The organism is Acinetobacter piscicola, from assembly GCF_002233755.1.
Lineage (GTDB): Bacteria > Pseudomonadota > Gammaproteobacteria > Pseudomonadales > Moraxellaceae > Acinetobacter > Acinetobacter piscicola.
This window is the reverse complement of sequence record NZ_NIFO01000001.1, coordinates 217,955-237,675: the sequence shown is the minus strand read 5'-3', so window position 1 is coordinate 237,675 and position 19,721 is coordinate 217,955. Positions and strand designations below refer to the sequence as shown.

Here is a 19,721-nt window from a genome sequence, read left to right as displayed (position 1 = left end):
ACTGCTTATTTAAAATTGTTTTTCTAAAATCAGTTATAATACCGAAGCCAATCTCTAGATTGGTTTTTTTACTGATCAATTTATTGAGTTGCATTGGAACTTCTATGTCTAACCCCCTTTCGATCCCTTCAGAACTATTAAATCGTGCAGCAATGGGCAATCCCAATGCACAATTTGAACTTGCTGAAATTTATATGCAGAGTGATGATGAGGAAGATAATCAACTTGCTGAAGAGTGGGCACTCAAAGCAGCACAATTGGGTCATGTAGAAGCAATGTATTGGCTCGGTGAAGGTTATCACGCCTATGCAAAAGATTTACTTGAAGAAGACCCTACTGAAGCCAAAGTTTGGTTTGAACATGCCCATCGTTGGTTAGAACAGGCTGTTAAACATCAACATCCTGCTGCAATTTTAGAATTGTCTAATTTTTATCGTCGCGGTGATGTGGTTGAAAAAGATGTCGCTAAATCTGTAGAAATGGTTATTCAAGCTGCTGAATTTGGTGAAGTACAAGCCATGTGCGATTTGGTATGTATTTATGAACATGGCTTGGGTGTCGATGCCGATGAAGCCAAAGCTGATTTTTGGACAGAAAAAGCCAAAGCGGCGGAATAATCTAAACAAAGAATCGAAATTGAAAGCCCACATAACGTGGGCTTCTTTTTGGATTATTCATTTCTTAAATGTACAAAAATCACATCTAGATCCTGTTTAGGAACAAAGTTTTTTTCTAGCATTTGAAATTGAGTCGAATTGATTTTTTTCACAGCACCTTTCCAACAAAATGAAACCAATTCATTTGAATCACGCTCAATCGTCAATTTGAAATTTTGAATCGGTTTTGCCCAATTTGCACCTGTAGTTAAAATATAACCTAATGCGCTAAACGGAGCATTTTGAGACTGTGCTTTTTTCAAACCCTGCTTAAAAGTTTTATCCATACAAAATTGTTGATTATATTCATCAGGATAAAGTGAGGCTGAACCGCCAACCAAAGGTTGATATTGATGAGACACTTGTGTGATGGTATTGGCTTTAAACGTTTGTTGCCAGCTATAAATCACCTGCGATTGCCAACGAATATAATCATCATCTTGTATTTTTAGTAATTTCTGAACTTTTGGATCAGAACAAGCTGCAATTTTTTGAATGACCTTGGTTTCATTCTCTGAATTCTCTTTTTTCCAAGGCGACATTAACTCTTGCTCTGTTAACCCACAGCCTAATAATGCTGTGGTCACATCTCCTTGAAAATCTTCATCTTGGACATATTGTTGCTCATTACTCGGTAAAAAAGCATGAACATGAACTTTAGGCTTAAGCACTTTACCATTCACAGTAACTTTAAAACTTTCTACCAATCCGTTCGCATCTGCATAATCATACTCTATATAATTCTGTACTTTCGGCAGCGGGAACAAAACAGTTTCGGTAATATCACGCTGACTTAGATTTTTAAATTGATAATCCACTTTAATCTTTTTTTTGCTAATGAATAAGTCTTCACTTTGCATGGCAATATTTTTATTTTTCAAATATTCAATACCGCCAGTACCGACATAACCTGTGGAGTCGTTGGCAACGACAGAGGATGCAACACAAAATGAAGCTACAAACAATATTATTTTCATTCGTTTAGTCCAAATCAGCAAAATCAATCGATTGGTAGCGTTGCGTATAAATTGACTCATCAACAATAACATTTTCAGAAAGTTCATTCATTATTTGCTTCTGAAAAATAATTTCTTGTTCTAAAACTTGATTCCAATATGCAGGATCATCTGAGAAATTTTCATAATAATCGAGCACTTCAATAACGCCGCTCAACAATGCAAGTAGGTTTTTGGATTTATTTTGATTCGACACCATCATAAAAAAGGCATCCAGTGTAATCACTTGAATTGCTTCCAGCTCTTCATAATCATCTGAATATTCATCGACCTCAGCATTGGCAAGTTTAATTTGATTTTGATAAAACGCTAAATTTTCTTGATCTATATCTTTAAGCAATTGATTATTTTCAATATGAATATGGTAGTGCTGTTCAATTATCTGATGAAAATGAGGTAATTTTTCATAAAAACCAAACACGGCTTTCACTAAACTTTTACGTTGCGTTAATGAAGCTTGTTCTATTGCATGCTTTAGAGCAAAGGTATGCTGATCAATAATTTGTACAATATTCATAAACGATATGCTCCAAAACTTATTCCAATGACTTAATGAATAGAGATGATCCTCATTCATTTAATTTAGACCCTTGCTATAACACAAGAATTTAACAGATTTTTTCTATTTTTTAGTTTACAACACATCTTGTCATTCACTTTAATTGATACGTTTTTATACAATCAAGATTGGAACAAAATTAAAATATCGGTACAATACTGCTCAGTCGAGGGATGCTGCGACTTTTTCACAGGCACATAAATGTGAAATCGCTAGGCTCGACGATTCGGTCAAACCATCTGTTTCATACAAGTTTCGATCAACAACGGCATCCGCGAACTGAATGATCAATTATTTTTTATTAATAAAGGAGATCGTGATGAACGCGGTTAATGCTTCATTTACAGATTATAAAGTTGCTGATATTTCTCTAGCAGACTACGGCCGTAAAGAAATCAAACTTGCTGAAGCAGAAATGCCAGCTTTGATGGGTCTACGTAAGCGTTATGCTGCTGCTAAACCACTTGCTGGTGCTAAAATTCTTGGTTGTATTCATATGACCATTCAAACTGCTGTTTTAATTGAAACACTGGTTGAATTAGGCGCAGAAGTTCGTTGGACTTCATGTAATATTTTCTCTACTCAAGACCATGCAGCGGCTGCAATTGCTGCTTCTGGTGTTCCAGTATTTGCTTGGAAAGGCGAAACTGAAGAAGAATACATGTGGTGTCTTGAACAACAAATCAATGTAAATGGCACACCTTGGGATGCCAACATGATTTTAGATGATGGTGGTGATTTAACTGCTGTTGTTCATGAAAAATATCCTGCATTGATTGCTAAAATCCACGGTATTACAGAAGAAACAACGACAGGTGTTCAACGTCTTTTAGAAATGTGGAAAGACGGTTCACTTAAAGTTCCTGCAATCAACGTAAATGACTCTGTAACTAAGTCTAAAAACGACAACAAATATGGTTGCCGTCACTCACTAAACGATGCAATCAAACGTGGTACAGATATGCTTTTATCTGGTCGTCGTGCACTTGTGATCGGTTATGGTGACGTAGGTAAAGGTTCAGCTCAATCACTTCGTCAAGAAGGTATGATCGTGCGTGTAACTGAAATCGATCCAATCTGTGCGATGCAAGCTTGTATGGACGGTTATGAAGTTGTTTCTCCGTACAAAAACGGTATTCAAACAGGTAAAAAAGAAGACATTAACCAAGATCTTCTTAAAAATACTGACTTGATCGTAACCACGACTGGTAACTATCACGTTTGTGACGCTGCAATGTTAGATACATTAAAAGCAGGTTCAGTTGTATGTAATATCGGTCACTTTGACACTGAAATCGATACTAACTATTTACGTGGTTACAAATGGGTTGAAGTGAAGCCTCAAGTACACCAAGTGTATCGTACAGAGAACGAAAGCGATTATTTAATTCTGCTTTCTGAAGGTCGTTTAGTGAACTTAGGGAATGCAACAGGTCACCCTTCGCGTGTTATGGATGGTTCATTTGCAAACCAAGTATTAGGTCAAATGCATTTATTTGCTGAGAAATTTGCCGATTTACCAGAAGACCAAAAACAAGCTGCGATTCGTGTAGAACTACTTCCTAAGAAATTGGATGAAGAAGTTGCTGCTGCAATGGTTGCTGGTTTTGGTGGTGTCTTGACTCAATTGACTCCTGAGCAAGCAGACTACCTTGGCGTAGCTATTGAAGGTCCATTTAAGTCTGAGACTTATAAATACTAAGTTTTAATTTACCCTCATCCTAACCTTCTCCCTCAGGGAGAAGGTACTTGGTTTCCCTCTCCTTTTAGGAGAGGGTCAGGGAGAGGTCAAAGCCATTAAAATAGTATTATAAAAAGGATTTCATCATGACCAAACGCGTTCCAATTTCGTTTGAGTTTTTCCCAACAAAAACAGATGCTGGTGCGGAAAAACTCAAAGTTGTTCATCAAGAATTACAATTGCTCAATCCTGAATTTTTCTCAGTGACTTATGGTGCAGGTGGTTCTACACGTGAACGCACACTTGCAGCAATTACTGACTTTAATGGCAAAGGTACACCTGTAGCCCCTCACCTTTCATGTATTGGTGATGATAAAGTTCGTATTGCAGAATTACTGGATTTGTATAAAGCACAAGGCATTGACCGTATTGTCGCACTTCGTGGTGACTTACCTTCAGGGCAAGTTGGATTAGGTGAATTACCTTATGCAACCGATCTTGTACGTTTTATTCGTGAACATTCAGGTGACCATTTTAAAATTGAAGTCGCTGCATACCCTGAAATGCATCCTCAAGCGGATAACTTTGATGCGGACATTAAACATTTCGCTGAAAAAGTAAAAGCTGGTGCAAACGCTGCTATTACACAATTCTTTTTTAATCCAGATGCATATTTCTACTTTGTAGAACGTATTCAAAAACAAGGAATTGATATTCCAGTTGCTCCAGGAATCATGCCGATTACCAATGCAAGCAACTTAATTCGCTTTGCTGATGGTACAGGTGCCGAGATTCCACGCTGGATTCGCAAGCAACTTGCTACTTATGGCGATGATTCTGCCAGTATCAAAGCATTTGGACATGAAGTCGTAGTAAAGCTATGTGAACGCCTCATTGCAGGTGGCGCACCAAGTTTGCACTTCTACTCTATGAACCATACAGAACCAAACCGTCAACTTGTACTTGACCTTGGTTTAGCATAATTTCAAACCCACAACTTGAGTAAAATTGAATGCCCCGTTTTTATATCGAAACTGATTTAACTGTCGATGTGAATATCCAACTCACTGAAACAGTGTTTCATCACTGGGTTAAGGTTTTACGTGCTCAAGTGGGTGATAAAGCCACTTTGTTCAATGGACAAGGTGGTGAATATGATGCAGAACTCATTGAAGTTTCAAAGAAATCTGCCAGTGTTCAGATTACGACATTTAATCCAGACAATCGAACTCCTACTTTCACAGCCTTATTAGGTCAAGTGATGAGTAAGGGAGATCGCATGGATTATGCGATTCAAAAAGCCATAGAATTAGGTGTCTCAGAGATTCAATTACTGACTTCTGAGCGTTGTGAAATGCGTTTAAAGTATGATCGTGATCAAAAGAAAATTGATCATTGGCAAGGTATTGCGATCGCGGCATGTGAACAGTGTGGTATGAATATTGTTCCCAAAATACAAGCACCTCAATCTTTGCAAGAATGGCTAAAAAGTGATTTACCTGAGTCACGCTTAGTTTTGGCTCCAAATAAAGAAAACTTAAATCCACTTGAAAATATTAGTCGCGATATTGTACTTTTGATTGGCCCTGAAGGTGGCTTATCCGAGCAAGAAATTGTTGATGCAAATGATCATGGCTTTAAAAATTGGTGTATCGGTGAGCGAATTTTACGTACCGAAACAGCACCTATTGTTGCCTTATCAATTTTGAATCATATAATTGTAAAATAGTGATCTATTTATTAAAAAATTATTGCAATCGTGATCAATACACAGTATTTTACATTAAAAGTATCCGTTTTTAATTCGATTAAAATACAAAACAATCATGCTTTTTTAATTACTTTTAGTTAGATATTATTCAAATGAAATAAGGTGCAGCAGCAAATGATGGATGTTCAGGATGAGCTTCTTTCGAAAAGCATGAATGCATTACAAGTCAAAAGTATGGCGGATCATATGCAAATTTTTCTTGCATGGGTCTTGTTTGCTAGCTTTTTTGATATTTTTATTTATTATTTATATTTTAATGACTATTCAAACTATCTAAATAATTGGTTTTTTATTTTAATCAGTATTATTTTTGCAATGATATTCTCTATTTCATATTTGAAGAAAAATCAGATTCAAAGCAATAACGATAAAAATGATAAAATCGATGCCCTCTTTCAATTCTTTTGTTTAGTAATAGGAACAACTTTAGGCATTGGTATATGTATTATTTATTACTTTTTAAAAATTGAGAATTCACAACTCGATTATACTCAAATCATTATTTTATCTGGCTTGTTGCTCAGTATTACTTATGTGATGGCACTCACGTATTTGGTTGAGCGTTTTAGTTATTTTTTGTGTATTTTTTTACCTTCAGCATTACCTGCTATTTGTGCTCAACTCTTGTTTTTCAATGATGCGTTTATCTTTTATAGTATTATCACGGCGCTATGGTTCTCGACTATTTTCATCAGCGCATTGATTGCAAACCGCATGCATAATCGCTTAAAAATATTAAATTTTAATAACACAAAATTAATCGAACAATCTCAACGTCATTTAGATGAATCTAAAGCATTACAAACGCAACTCAAAACAGAGTTTACAAAAACAGAAGAAATTAAAAATGAGTTACAACTTAACAATCAATTACTAGAACAAAAAGTTAAAGAAAGAGTAAATGATTTAAAACAGATTAATGATCATCTAGAGAATCATCAAGCCAATTTAGATTTTGCACATGAAACTGCCGGTATTAACTCATGGATTTGGGATATTGAAAAAAGAACGTTTCAGATTGCCAAAGCGAATAATGAAATTGAATTTAGGCAAATCAATTTAAAGCATAATCATAATATTGCTGAATTTATTCATCCCGATGACATTGCACAATATAAGTCTATACTTTTACAACACATCAAAGGCAAGACAGACCGTTTTGAAGCTGTTTATCGAATTAAAAGAAATAATCAATGGTGTTGGATTCAAGATATTGGTCGAGTCATTGCGCGAAATAACAATAATAAACCTTTAAGAATGGTGGGCATTCACCGAAATATTCAAAAGGAAAAATCTGATCAAGAAAAATTAAAACTTGCTGCGAATGTTTTTAAACACGTTGCTGAAGGTATTTTTGTTTTAGATAGCAATTTATGCTACCTCGAAGTAAATCAATTTTTTGAAAAATTACTCGGTTATAAACAGGAAGAGATTATTGGCCATCATTTATTTGATATTACTGTAAATACCGGTTCAAATGCTGCAAAAACGTATGCCAAAATGACACAACAGCTGATAGAAACTGGTGAGTTTGATTCTGAATTACGCATTGAATTTACTTCAGGTAAAAAATTAGTCCTTTGGATTCATATTAATGTCATTTATGATGAAAAAGACAAAGTTGTGAACTATGTTGGTATTATTACAGATTTAACAGATCGCAAAAAACAAGAACGTAAATTATCGTATTTAAAACATTATGATATTTTAACGGATCTTCCAAACCGTTTTTATTTCCAACAACAACTCCATAATTACCTCACGGATTATTCTAATTTATTTAAAAATTTTGCATTGTTACGCATCAATATTGACCGTTTTAAATCATTCAATGATTCACTAAGCCAAAAACACGGCGATGAATTATTAATAAAAGTCGCACAAAGACTCAGATTATGCTGTGCAAATGCTTCGATTACGGCATATTTAAATAATGATGATTTTGCAGTGGTCTATAATTTGAGCTGCGGTAATATCTCGATTCATCAGCAAGCTCAAAGTATTTTGCAGGCATTTAGACATCCTTTTGAAGTCAATGGGCAAGAACAAACGATCACTATTTCCATTGGTGCTGCATTATTCCCAGAACATGGCCCTCAATTAGATAGTCTAAATGGGCATGCTGAGTTTGCTTTGAATGAAGCAAAACGCTTGGGTGGCGATACTATAGAATTCTATTCAAACTCTAAAGTTCCTATTTCAAATCAAGGAATTAATCTAGAAAATGAACTTAGAAAAGCGATTAAAGAGCAAAAATTATCTGTTAATTATCAGCCTAAAATTTGTATCCTAACCAATCAAATTTATGGTTTTGAAGCACTTGTCCGTTGGCAACACCCTACACTGGGTTATATTGCCCCTGATATCTTTATTCCATTGGCTGAAGAAACCAATTTAATTTCAGATATTGGTCTGATTGTATTACACGAAGCTTGTAAACAGATTCATCATTGGCAAACGCTCGGATTTGATCATTTTCGTGTATCTATCAATATCGTCGCTCAGCAAATTCATCGTGGACATTTGGTTGAAGATATTGATTATGCGCTTAGAAAATATAATATTTCTGGGGATATGTTAGAGCTCGAACTTACCGAATCTTCTTTATTGGACAAATCAGAACAAGTCGACCAACTATTACGACAATTAAAAGACCGTCATATTTCAATTTCCTTAGATGATTTTGGAACTGGATATTCATCTTTATCCTATCTCACCAGTTATCCTATTGATGTTTTAAAGATTGATAAATCCTTTATTTCTAAAATTGGACGTGAAAAAGATGAGGCAATTGTGAATGCAATCATTGCGATGGGCATTGCTATAGGAATCACTTTAGTGGCTGAAGGCGTTGAAACAAAAGAACAAATTGATTTCTTAGAAAGACATGGTTGTCATATTTTACAAGGTTTTTATTTTTCTAAACCGCTTACCGCTGCTGAAAGTACGCAATATTTAGAACAGCATAAACTTATTACGATTTAATCAGTATTTTAGACTTTTAATCTACAACTTGAACTGAAATATATACTTTTTGACTGTCGATAGCGCTCAACAAATGGTATATTCGTTCATATTTAGCCAAAACGACCAGCCTCGCTGGAACATTGTAACAATCGAGATTCAAATGGACGATCAATCATTAAAACAGCAAGCTCTTTATTACCATGAATTTCCTACCCCAGGAAAAATTAGCGTTACACCAAGTAAACAACTGGTCAATCAACATGACTTAGCACTTGCCTATTCTCCAGGTGTTGCTGCTCCATGTTTGGAAATTGAAAAAGACCCTTCAAAGGCAGCACTTTATACTGCACGTGGAAACTTGGTTGCTGTGGTCAGTAATGGTACGGCTGTTTTAGGCTTAGGAAACATTGGTCCATTGGCTTCAAAGCCTGTAATGGAAGGAAAAGGCGTTTTATTTAAAAAATTCGCTGGTGTTGATGTATTCGATATTGAAATTGCTGAAAATGATCCAGATAAAATTGTCGATATCGTTGCAGCGTTAGAACCCACTTTTGGTGGTATCAACTTAGAAGACATTAAAGCACCTGAATGTTTTTACATTGAGCAGAAACTTCGTGAACGCATGAAAATTCCTGTGTTCCATGATGACCAACACGGTACTTCAATCATTGTGGGTTCTGCACTCCTAAATGCTTTGCAATTGAATGGCAAAAAAATTGACGAAATTAAAATCGTTGCTTCTGGCGCAGGTGCTGCTGCCCTTTCTTGCTTAGATTTACTTTGTGCAATTGGGGCGAAAAAAGAAAACATCATTGTTGCAGACTCACGTGGTCTATTGACGACACGACGTGAAGGTTTGGATGAATCTAAAAAGCGTTATGTACAAGATATCGAAGGCAATCAACTTGCAGATGTGATTGCAGGCGCAGATATGTTCCTTGGTCTTTCAGCTGCTGGCATCTTGACCAAAGAAATGGTTAAGGTTATGGCAAATGATCCAATCATTTTTGCATTGGCGAATCCAGATCCTGAAATTTTACCTGAACATGCGCATGAAGTGCGTAATGATGTCATTATGGCGACGGGTCGTTCAGACTATCCAAACCAAGTGAATAATGCACTGTGCTTCCCATATATCTTCCGTGGTGCTTTAGATGTTGGTGCAACAACCATCAATGAAGAAATGAAGATTGCTTGTGTACATGCGATTGCACGTATGGCGCATGTTGAAGCGGATGCTGCATCTTATGGTGAAAAATCAGCATCATTTGGTCGTGATTACTTAATCCCACGCCCACTTGATCAACGCTTAATTCTTGAAATTGCACCTGCTGTTGCACAAGCTGCGATGGACTCTGGTGTTGCAAGTCGTCCAATTGAAGATTTCTCAGCATATCGTCAACGCTTATCTGAGTTTGTTTATAACTCTGCATTGATGATGAAACCAATTTTTGCGCAAGCAAAAACTGCACCTAAACGCATTGCATATGCTGAAGGTGAAGACTTACGTGTATTACGCGCAGTACAAATCGCAGTAGATGAAGGTTTAGCTAAACCAATTCTTGTAGGTCGTACTTCAGTGATTGAAGCGAATATCAAAAAATTAGGTTTGCGTTTAGAACACGGTGTAAATATCACGATCGTTGATCAAGAAAAAAATCCTGATTACGAAAAATTTGCTGATGACTATTACAACATCATGCAACGTAAAGGTGTAACACCTGAATATGCACAACGTGAATCACGTCGTCGTTCTACACTGATTGCTGCGATGTTAGTTCGTCATGGTCAAGCAGATGGTATGTTATGTGGTACATACGCGAGTTATGACATTCACTTAGATTTCGTAAGAAATGTGATTGGTTTAAAAGAAGATCGTAACAACTTCTTTACCTTGAATGCATTAATGCTTGAAGATCGTAACCTGTTTATTGCTGATACTTATGTAAATACCAACCCAACTGCTGAACAACTTGCTGAAATGACAATTTTAGCTGCTGAAGAAGTACGTCGTTTTGGTATGACACCACGTGTTGCATTACTTTCACATTCAAGCTTTGGTTCAGATCAAAATGATCCAAGTGCACAAAAAATGCGTAAAGTCTTTGAAATTTTATCTGAAATTGCGCCAGAGTTAGAGGTTGAAGGTGAAATGCATGCGGATGCAGCACTTGATGAAAATATTCGTCATTTTGCATTCCCGAACTCACGCTTCAAAGGTTCTGCAAACTTGTTAATCATGCCAAACCTTGATGCTGCAAATATTTCATTCAACTTGTTAAAATCTACATCAGGTAATAATGTGACTATTGGTCCAATCTTACTCGGTGCAGCAAAACCAGTTCATATTTTAACACCTACGACGACGACACGTCGTTTAGTAAATATGACGGCTTTAACCGTTGCAGAGATTCAACAAGCTCAAAGCTAGGTTTAAAATCAATTTGAGATAAATACTGTTAAAGTTTAGCTAATCGCTAGGTTTCAACACTTGAGAAAACCTCTATTCTGTTGCATGATGGCGCTAAGAATAGAGGTTTTTTCATGCAAGTTTATTTAGTAGGCGGTGCCGTCAGAGATCATTTACTCGGACATCCCTATCACGAAAAAGATTATGTTGTCGTAGGTGCTACACCTGAGCAACTTCTCGCCCAAGGTTATCAGCCTGTTGGTAAAGATTTCCCTGTTTTTTTGCATCCCAAAACAAAAGAAGAATATGCACTTGCCCGTACTGAACGTAAATCAGGACACGGCTATCACGGTTTTGAGTTTTTCACAGATCCAAATGTAACGCTCGATGAAGATTTAATTCGCAGAGATTTAACCATCAATGCGATGGCAATGGATGAGTCTGGACAAGTATTTGACCCTTATCATGGCCAAGATGATTTAAATAATAAAATTCTTCGTCATGTTTCTGAAGCATTCGCAGAAGATCCTTTACGCGTATTACGTGTTGCTCGTTTTGCAGCTCGCTATACACAATATGGTTTTACAATTGCAACCGAAACCCTTGCTTTAATGCGCCAATTGACTGAATCAGGCGAGCTTCAAGCTTTAACACCTGAACGTGTATGGAAAGAAACTTCTCGTGCTTTAATGGAACAACATGCTGACGTTTACTTTGAAGTATTACGTGAATGTGGTGCTTTAAAAATTCTATTTCCTGAAATCGATACTTTGTTTGGTGTACCACAACGTCCTGAATATCACCCTGAAATTGATTGTGGTATTCATACATTGATGTCGCTTCAACAAGCCTGTAAAGCCAATTATTCTTTAGATGTGCGTTTTGCTGTATTGGTGCATGATTTAGGAAAAGCGTTAACGCCTAAGGAAGAATTACCTCGTCATGTCATGCATGAAGAACGTGGGATTCAACCTGTAACTGAAATTTGTGATCGTTTAAAAGTTCCAACTCAAACCAAGCAGCTTGCTTTGGCTGTATGTAAAGAGCATTTAAAGTGTCATCAAGCATTTACTTTGAAAGCAGGTACGGTGTGGCGTCTTTTACAACGTTTGGACGTATTGCGTCGTCCTGAGCGCGTTGAAGCCTTTATTCAAGCTTGTGAGTGCGATGCTAAGGGGCGTTTAGGTATGGAAAATCGTGAATACCCTCAAGCTCGTTATCTTTTAGATGCAGTGAAAATTGTACGAACGATTAAAGCTTCTGATTTACCATCAGATGTTCAAGGTTCTGATATTGGTGAGATGCTGATTCAAAAACGTATTGAGGCCATTGCCCATTTAAAGCATGAGTTAGGTCATCATAGTCATACAGTTTAAATAAGATTCCTCTCAGGGATGGGGGGAGTTTGACTTACAAATCAAGGTTTGGATAATAATTCGATTAAAAAATAAACTTACTATTTTTAAAGTTTCTTTTTATCTTTTAATTTTTTCCTTCGATAGATAAGCCGTCCGATTAATAAAATTAAAGCGATTAATGAAACAAAAAATGGGATTATTCCTGCGAAAATGCTTTTATCTGTACCCTTAAATATAAAAGTTAATAAATAATGGATCTTGTTCCATTAAACCTATATAAGAAATAGAAAATACATGATTTAATACACGGGTTATAATTGCTGTGCAAACGATTACTGCTAAAATTCTGTTAATTTTATCTTTAATAAAAAAAGTAAAATTAGCTGAAAGTGATAGAACTAGGATTGAAAAAATAATACCGTAAACATTAATCCAGTGTTGAATTTCTAAAGATTCCAATCCTAACATTTATTTACCTAAAATATTTTTATACAAAAGAAGATATACATTCTTGTTTGACCAATAATATTAAATTGTTATAAACAAGCCATGATTTATATCAATAAAAGTCAATCACCATGAAAATTTACTTCCTTTTATTTATCAAAATTCTCATAGTTAAAGCAATTAAGATAATTAATGTGAATAATAAGTAAATATTTCCATGAAACAAATGAGAACGATACCCTTCAAAAATAAATTTAGGTAAATAATCTTGTTCCATATACTTCCCTGATAAACTCCCAAAAAAATAACTTAAAATTAAGGAATACAAGCCAGTAAAGACAATAAAGGCAAGAATTTTATTAGTCTTATCTTTTATAAAAAAAATAGAATTAATACTTAATGAAGCTATTAGTATTGAAAAAACTATTGAATAAACAGAAACCCAATAACTATAATCTTCCATCTAGCCACCTAAAGATTTTCTTATAAATGAAGCAGGTATTCGACCTTCCATTTTTGTTTTAGCAATAACGTTACCATTGTGATAAACAATCCGCAATTCATGTCGATAATCTTGTTTAGATATTTCTCTAGTTCCACCTCTATTCGGATTTGCATAATCTGCATGCCCAATGACTATACTTCTTTTTCTCCCTACCTTAAACAATGCTTTTGATAACTCTGCACTAAAAGTATCGGACTTCCCATCCAATGCGGTATTACATCCATGTATTTCTATTTTTGATTCATTTGTAAATTTTTTAAAGTTAATATCTGAAATAACAAATAAATTACGCCAACTCGCACCACCGAATATTTCCCATTGGCTAAACTTTGTTAGCTTATTTCGATATAAATTTGATTCCAAATTATTCAACTGAACATATTCATATGACTCTGAGCTATCTAAAGATGCATTCAAAATAGAATACAAACCTAATTCAGATCCATGACAAAAAATATCTAAAGATTGAATAGAGTTTTCAGCCTGTGCATTTATTAAATCAATTAGTTGATTTACTCCCTGTGAAATAAAAAATGATTTCACTGGTAAATCATTCTTATAATCTTTAACCACATTTTTAGAAGCATATAAAAATGCTGAATTATCACTAGATTTTCTTGAACCACCATACATAATAAGGCGTATCGGTGACTTTAATTTTACAACTTCCACTTTTGTAGTTTTGGTCGTCGTTGTTTGGTATCTATCTACCATGGATCGCCCTCAAAAAGGGTAATTTCAATATTTTCCGCTCTTTCTGTACTTTCTAATTTTTCTGTCATTCCATTTTCATCAGTCATGCCTTCAATGATACGACCATCTGCATAAGTAACAGCATATTTAACTTTACTGTAGGGCTGATTATTTAACTCATTTACCAACTGATATTGACCTGCGTATAGCATTAAACTCTTAGCAATAAAGTTTGAGGAATTTGCTCTATCACTATAATTAGACCCTTGACTATCCCCTACAACATGACTCTGCTGAGGTAAAATTCTTGCTCCACAAGTGAGCAAGTCATCTGCATAAGCAACGGATTTACCATCAAAAATTATGTGGTCGTGGCTTTTAATAACTGTAGACCAACATTGACATTGTGGACAATAATGACCATCTCCTGCTCTTACAAAAAGATTCCCCATCTGAGAGCTTCTTTGCTGAGTAGATGGAATTTTCCCACCATGAGTTGTGAGTGCATTGTGAATAGCAAAGCCTTTAGCCATAATCTATTTATCCTTATAATATATGAGAGATGAATCTCTTCTTGTGGAACTCTTAAATTTATCTATTTAATTTTTTTTTCGTTTTAATACTAACAAAGCGAATCAATTCTAATGTTTATATTTGTAATTTAATCTAAATAAAATATTAATAAATTTTTTAAAATAGCTCTATTAGGTTTACCGTTAATAGAGCTTTTAAATCATCACGACACATCCGCAGGAAACGTAATCACCTTTTCTAACTTCATTTGCTTCATCACGACCATGAGTAAACGGTCTATTCCCAAAGCAATTCCTGCACAGTCAGACATATTCGGCAAAGCTGCTAACAAATACTCATCAATCGGCATCACATGCAAACCTAGTTGTTCACGCACTGCATTATCTGCTTCAAAACGACCACGTAAAACATCTGCATCTATCAATTCATCATAGGCATTAGCGAGTTCTAAACCTTCAATATAAAGCTCAAAACGTGCTGCAACTAACTCACCATCCTCATCATGTCTAGTCTTCGCTAAAGATGCTAATTCAGGTGGAAAATCTGTTAAAAATACGGGTGTATCAAAACCTAAGCTTGGTTCTACCATGTGTGAAAAGAGTAAATCGATATACGCTAAACGATCATCGCCTAAATCTAAATTTAAACCGACACGATGAGCAGCATCTTTTAACTCTTTCAAGTTTGCTTGGAGTGGATTTAAATCCAAACGATCCATGAAAGCATGTTTATAACTCAACACCATTGGACGTACTTCACCAAAACGCTGTTCAAGTACAACATTTAATAAATCGGTCACTTCTAGCATTAAATCTTTCAAGCTGAATTGTGGACGATACCATTCCAACATGGTGAATTCACTATTGTGTTTACGACCATGCTCATCATCTCGAAACACTTTACAAATTTGATAAATCGCACCACTGCCACTTGCCAATAATCGTTTCATGGCAAACTCAGGTGAAGTTTGTAAATAGTGTGTTTGTTTTTTCCCTTGAACATGGCGCTGTGCTTGTACAGAAGCTAAATGCACATCGGTTACGCCTGCTTGTGAAAGTACAGGTGTTTCAACTTCGAGTACTTCTCTCTCAGCAAAGAATTGGCGAATTTGTGCATACATTTTTGCACGTGATTTAAGTGCATGAATATCGCATGTCGGTTGATATTGAATCCTATTTTGAATTGGCTGACTCATGCTTTTGGCCCTCCATGCGCAGCCCATTCACGGCGTAAAGGATAAGTTTTGCGTAGATGATCAAAAGCCTTCTGATCTACCTTACCATCCTTCAAACACGCTCTTAAATTATCGTCATCACGTTGAATATCATAGATTTCAGATAAATATTTTTTCAATGTTTGCTTAATATTATTGCCATAAAAATACTGCTCACCAGTAGGCAATTGTGATTCAAATTTTTTATTCGCAGAATAGCCAAATGTTTTACAAAATGCCTCATAAATCATCTGTGTACCACGTGCCTTACCTTCCAAGCTATAGCCTGCGATATGTGGCGTGACGATGGTAATTAAATCGAGTAATTCTTGTGAAATTTCAGGTTCATGTTCAAATACATCTAAAACAACTTTACGTTGTGTCTTTTGAATATCAGCCATTAATGCCGCTTCTTCAACAACAGGGCCACGTGCAGAATTAATTAAAATTGCTTCGGGCTTCATCATGGCTAACGCATTTGCATCAATTAAATGATAAGTCGCATGTTCACCTGTTTTGGTTAATGGTACGTGCGTTGTAATTGCATCTGCATTTTTTAATAGCGTTTCGAGTTCAACCTGCTGAATATCACGATGTTCAACAAATGGATCAAAACCAATCACATTCCAACCCAACAGTTTTGCCATATAAGCCAAACGTGAGCCTACATTTCCTAAACCAATAATGCCTAAGGTAAAGCCTTTATTTTGATCAATATAATCAGGATTCAAATGCAATAATGCTGTGATCACATATTCAGCAACAGCCTGTGCATTACAACCTGCTGCATTTGACCATGCAATTTGATGTTTTTCCAAAGCGGTTATATCTAAATGATCTGTGCCAATCGTTGCACTGCCAACGAATTTAAGCGCCGTATTTTCAACTAGCCTTTCATTTACATTCGTTACAGACCGAACCAGTAAAGTTTGAACGTCTTTTAGGTCATCATGCGTTAAAGTACGCCCTGCTGCTTGATGAATTTCACCGAATTCTGAAAAGAAATATTCAGTAAATGCTAGATTTTCATCTGCAACAATTTTCATAGCTTTATCCAACCTGTTGAAGCCGCTATGATAACGCTTTGCAGATATTAAAACTATTGCAGTTCATACATCACATACTTTAAAACGCATTGAAAATACTTTAAAACTTAGTTTGCTGAATAATTTTGTATTAACAATACTTTTTATTTATTGATCACATTCATTTAGAGAACATTAATGTCAGAACAAGATCAAATAGATAGAACATTAAATCCAATTACCACTGAAAGCCTTTTTGATGATTTGCAAAATCTTGGACTTAAACACGGCGATACTGTCATTGTTCATTCGTCATTAAGTGCACTGGGATGGGTAAATGGTGGCGCTGTAGCTGTTATAAAAGCGCTTCTAACAACTGTGGGCAGTGATGGAAATGTATGCATGCCTGCACATTCATCAAATATTACTGACCCAGCCAATTGGAGTAATCCGCCTATTCCTAAATCTTGGATACAGACTATACGAGACACGATGCCAGTGTTTGAACCTGAAATTACCCCAACGAGAGATATGGGACGAATTGCAGAATTATTTAGAACATGGCCAAAAGTAGTCAGAAGTCATCATCCTTTCGCATCTTTTTGTGCAATTGGCCCTTCTGCTAAAGAAATTACCGAAGAACAGGTTTTAGATGATCCTTTTGGAGAGCAATCACCCTTAGCAAAACTCTATCAACTCAGCGCTAAAGTATTATTAATTGGTGTGGATTTTAACCGCTGCACAGCATTACATCTTGCTGAAAGTAGAGCTTTTCCTAATTCAAATAAAGAAAAAGAAGGTGTTCCAATCATCAATAATGGTATTCGCGAATGGTTCGAGTTTGATATACCTGAATTTATGGATGTAGATAAATTTATTCCGATTGGAAAGAAACTTATTGATTCAAAACATGATGAACGAAAAAAAGTCGGTGAAGCTTATGGTATCTTAATCGATATGCAATTACTGGTTGATCATGCGGTTAGCACGTGGACACATTCAAGTCATGATTAAAAGCGTTTTAGAATCATTTTGTCTGAATAGCTTTTTTAATCATTAACCATAGAAAACCATCATAAAAAACCCGCAAGATGACTTACGGGTTTTGAATGGATAATCAATAGACTTCTTGCGTCAGTCGAGTTGTGATGAACATTTATTTACAATGGAAGTTCCCTCTCCTTTATAAAGGAGAGGGTTAGGGAGAGGATTTATATGTTAAATCTCCCTCATCCTCTGCTGAATAATATTTCTTATCTCTGGAAGGAGAAGAGATTTTTAATATTAACTTTACTGCTAATTTTTGATCATTTTCTGACTTTTGCAAGAAATCTAATCAATGGTCATTATTTAAAATAAACGATTCATACCATTTAAAGTTGCGACACGATACGCTTCAGCCATGGTTGGATAATTGAATGTCGTTTCAACAAAATACTTAATGGTATTGTTTCCACTTTGCATTACAGCCTGACCAATGTGAATAATTTCCGCAGCATTATTTCCAAAACAATGCACACCGAGCAATTCTAGAGTATCACGATGGAACAAGATTTTTAATTCACCCACCGTATCACCCGTAATTTGTGCACGAGCCAAATGACGGAAAGAAGCTTGACCAACTTCATACGGAATTTTCTCAGCCGTTAACTGGCTTTCAGTTTTTCCAAAGAATGAAATCTCAGGAATGGTGTAAATCCCAGTAGGAATATCTGTGACTGGTTTAATATTTTCTTCACCACTCATATTTGAGCCTGCACAACGCCCTTGGTCATACGCTGCTGAAGCCAAAGAAGGCCAGCCAATCACATCACCAGCTGCGTAGATATTTTCCACTTCAGTTTGGTACTGCTCATTCACAGCCAATTGACCACGGCTGTTGGGTGTAATGCCTACATTCTCAAGCCCTAAACCATCGGTATTTCCAGAACGGCCGTTACACCACAAAATAGCATCGGCTTTAATTTTCTTACCACTTTGTAAATGCATAACTACATGGTCGTCAAATGTTTCTAAATGATCAATCTGTTCATTATTACGAATAAGCACACCTTGTTCACGTAAGTGGTAAGACAATGCGTCCGCAATTTCATCATCTAAATAATTCAATAATTGATGCTGCGTATTGATCAAATCAACTTTATGATCTAATCCGATGAAAATTGAAGCATATTCACAACCAATCACACCTGCGCCATAAATGATGATTTTATGAATCGGGTAATCTAAATCTAAAATTTTGTCTGAATCAAATACGCGCGGATGATTAAAATCTAAACCTTGTGGATGATAAGGACGACTACCTGTTGCAAGTACAAGTTGTTTAAAACCTAAAGTTTCTTTTACACCATCTTCGCTAAAAATGATCACAGTGCTTTTATCTTGAATGTATGCACGACCATGAAACACATCAATATTATTGCGATCATAAAAACGTGAATGCGTATCAACTTGCTGCTGAATCACTTTATGCGCATTTCGTAATACCTGTTTCATAGTGAATTGTTTCCAATCCCCCACTTTTTTAAACATTGGATCACGTTGATAACGGATAATACTTGAAACTGTTTGACGTAAAGCTTTACTTGGAATTGTTCCTACATGGGTACAGTTACCACCAAGTTGCTCACGAATATCAACAATTGCAACACGCTTACCCGATTTAGCAAGCTTCATTGCCGCGCCTTCACCAGCAGGACCAGAGCCAAGTACGACCGCATCGTATTTCACATAATTCCCACTAACGACTTCTTTCTTACGTGGCATTCAAAGCTCCTTATACTAAATTCAGTCTATATCTCGTGTCATATTATGAACTAAAGTAAAAAAATTTTCTGTATTTCACATGCATATATTCTGTGATAACCACATTTAGTATATGAATAG

Annotated in this window: 16 protein-coding genes; 8 read left to right on the top strand and 8 right to left on the bottom strand. The window is 35.8% G+C overall.

Annotation, left to right across the window (positions count from 1 at the left end):
• Positions 1 to 104 precede the first annotated feature (104 nt).
• A complete protein-coding gene (locus CDA10_RS06015; RefSeq protein ID WP_089604673.1) occupies positions 105 to 617 on the top strand; it encodes a tetratricopeptide repeat protein in 513 nt (170 codons plus the stop codon).
• A gap of 53 nt (positions 618 to 670) precedes the next feature.
• On the opposite strand, the gene CDA10_RS06010 is transcribed toward CDA10_RS06015, so the two are convergent.
• Both CDA10_RS06010 and CDA10_RS06005 read right to left on the bottom strand, forming a co-directional pair.
• On the bottom strand, positions 671 to 1,633 hold the full coding sequence (locus CDA10_RS06010; protein WP_089604671.1) for a DUF4424 family protein: 963 nt from the start codon (positions 1,631 to 1,633) through the stop codon (positions 671 to 673).
• A gap of 4 nt (positions 1,634 to 1,637) precedes the next feature.
• On the bottom strand, positions 1,638 to 2,189 hold the full coding sequence (locus tag CDA10_RS06005) for a hypothetical protein (RefSeq protein ID WP_089604669.1): 552 nt from the start codon (positions 2,187 to 2,189) through the stop codon (positions 1,638 to 1,640).
• Between the two features lie 361 nt (positions 2,190 to 2,550).
• On the opposite strand from CDA10_RS06005, the gene ahcY reads away from it, so the two are divergent.
• The 6 genes from ahcY to CDA10_RS05975 all read left to right on the top strand — a co-directional run bounded on the left by ahcY (position 2,551) and on the right by CDA10_RS05975 (position 12,436).
• Positions 2,551 to 3,933, top strand: coding sequence for an adenosylhomocysteinase (gene ahcY / locus CDA10_RS06000; protein ID WP_089604667.1), 1,383 nt, complete (start codon positions 2,551 to 2,553; stop codon positions 3,931 to 3,933).
• Positions 3,934 to 4,058: 125 nt separating this feature from the next.
• Positions 4,059 to 4,895: a methylenetetrahydrofolate reductase [NAD(P)H] gene (gene metF, locus CDA10_RS05995; protein WP_089604665.1), complete on the top strand. Its 837-nt coding sequence runs from the start codon at positions 4,059 to 4,061 to the stop codon at positions 4,893 to 4,895.
• Between the two features lie 29 nt (positions 4,896 to 4,924).
• Positions 4,925 to 5,641: a 16S rRNA (uracil(1498)-N(3))-methyltransferase gene (locus CDA10_RS05990; protein ID WP_089604664.1), complete on the top strand. Its 717-nt coding sequence runs from the start codon at positions 4,925 to 4,927 to the stop codon at positions 5,639 to 5,641.
• 156 nt (positions 5,642 to 5,797) lie between these two features.
• The gene (locus tag CDA10_RS05985) at positions 5,798 to 8,668 is read left to right on the top strand and encodes an EAL domain-containing protein (protein ID WP_089605167.1); all 2,871 of its coding nucleotides are present in this window, start codon (positions 5,798 to 5,800) and stop codon (positions 8,666 to 8,668) included.
• Between the two features lie 142 nt (positions 8,669 to 8,810).
• Entirely contained in the window at positions 8,811 to 11,081 is a 2,271-nt protein-coding gene (locus CDA10_RS05980; RefSeq protein WP_089604662.1) for an NADP-dependent malic enzyme, read from the top strand.
• Between the two features lie 113 nt (positions 11,082 to 11,194).
• Positions 11,195 to 12,436, top strand: coding sequence for a multifunctional CCA addition/repair protein (locus CDA10_RS05975; RefSeq protein ID WP_089604660.1), 1,242 nt, complete (start codon positions 11,195 to 11,197; stop codon positions 12,434 to 12,436).
• A gap of 568 nt (positions 12,437 to 13,004) precedes the next feature.
• Here the strand turns inward: CDA10_RS05975 and CDA10_RS05965 are convergent.
• From CDA10_RS05965 to CDA10_RS05945, 5 genes are all read right to left on the bottom strand, one after another.
• Entirely contained in the window at positions 13,005 to 13,328 is a 324-nt protein-coding gene (locus tag CDA10_RS05965; RefSeq protein WP_089604657.1) for a hypothetical protein, read from the bottom strand.
• Positions 13,329 to 14,084, bottom strand: coding sequence for a hypothetical protein (locus CDA10_RS05960; protein WP_089604655.1), 756 nt, complete (start codon positions 14,082 to 14,084; stop codon positions 13,329 to 13,331). It lies immediately after the preceding gene.
• Positions 14,078 to 14,596, bottom strand: coding sequence for a PAAR domain-containing protein (locus CDA10_RS05955; protein ID WP_089604653.1), 519 nt, complete (start codon positions 14,594 to 14,596; stop codon positions 14,078 to 14,080). The genes CDA10_RS05960 and CDA10_RS05955 overlap by 7 nt, the downstream gene beginning before the upstream one ends.
• A 203-nt stretch (positions 14,597 to 14,799) precedes the next feature.
• Entirely contained in the window at positions 14,800 to 15,792 is a 993-nt protein-coding gene (gene epmA / locus CDA10_RS05950) for an EF-P lysine aminoacylase EpmA (protein ID WP_089604651.1), read from the bottom strand.
• The gene (locus CDA10_RS05945) at positions 15,789 to 16,856 is read right to left on the bottom strand and encodes a 4-phosphoerythronate dehydrogenase (RefSeq protein ID WP_089604650.1); all 1,068 of its coding nucleotides are present in this window, start codon (positions 16,854 to 16,856) and stop codon (positions 15,789 to 15,791) included. Before CDA10_RS05945 ends, epmA begins: the two co-directional genes overlap by 4 nt.
• Positions 16,857 to 17,033: 177 nt before the next feature.
• On the opposite strand from CDA10_RS05945, the gene CDA10_RS05940 reads away from it, so the two are divergent.
• On the top strand, positions 17,034 to 17,849 hold the full coding sequence (locus tag CDA10_RS05940; RefSeq protein ID WP_089604648.1) for an AAC(3) family N-acetyltransferase: 816 nt from the start codon (positions 17,034 to 17,036) through the stop codon (positions 17,847 to 17,849).
• A 336-nt stretch (positions 17,850 to 18,185) separates the two neighbouring features.
• On the opposite strand, the gene sthA is transcribed toward CDA10_RS05940, so the two are convergent.
• Positions 18,186 to 19,601, bottom strand: coding sequence for a Si-specific NAD(P)(+) transhydrogenase (gene sthA, locus CDA10_RS05935; protein ID WP_089604647.1), 1,416 nt, complete (start codon positions 19,599 to 19,601; stop codon positions 18,186 to 18,188).
• Positions 19,602 to 19,721: the final 120 nt, after the last annotated feature.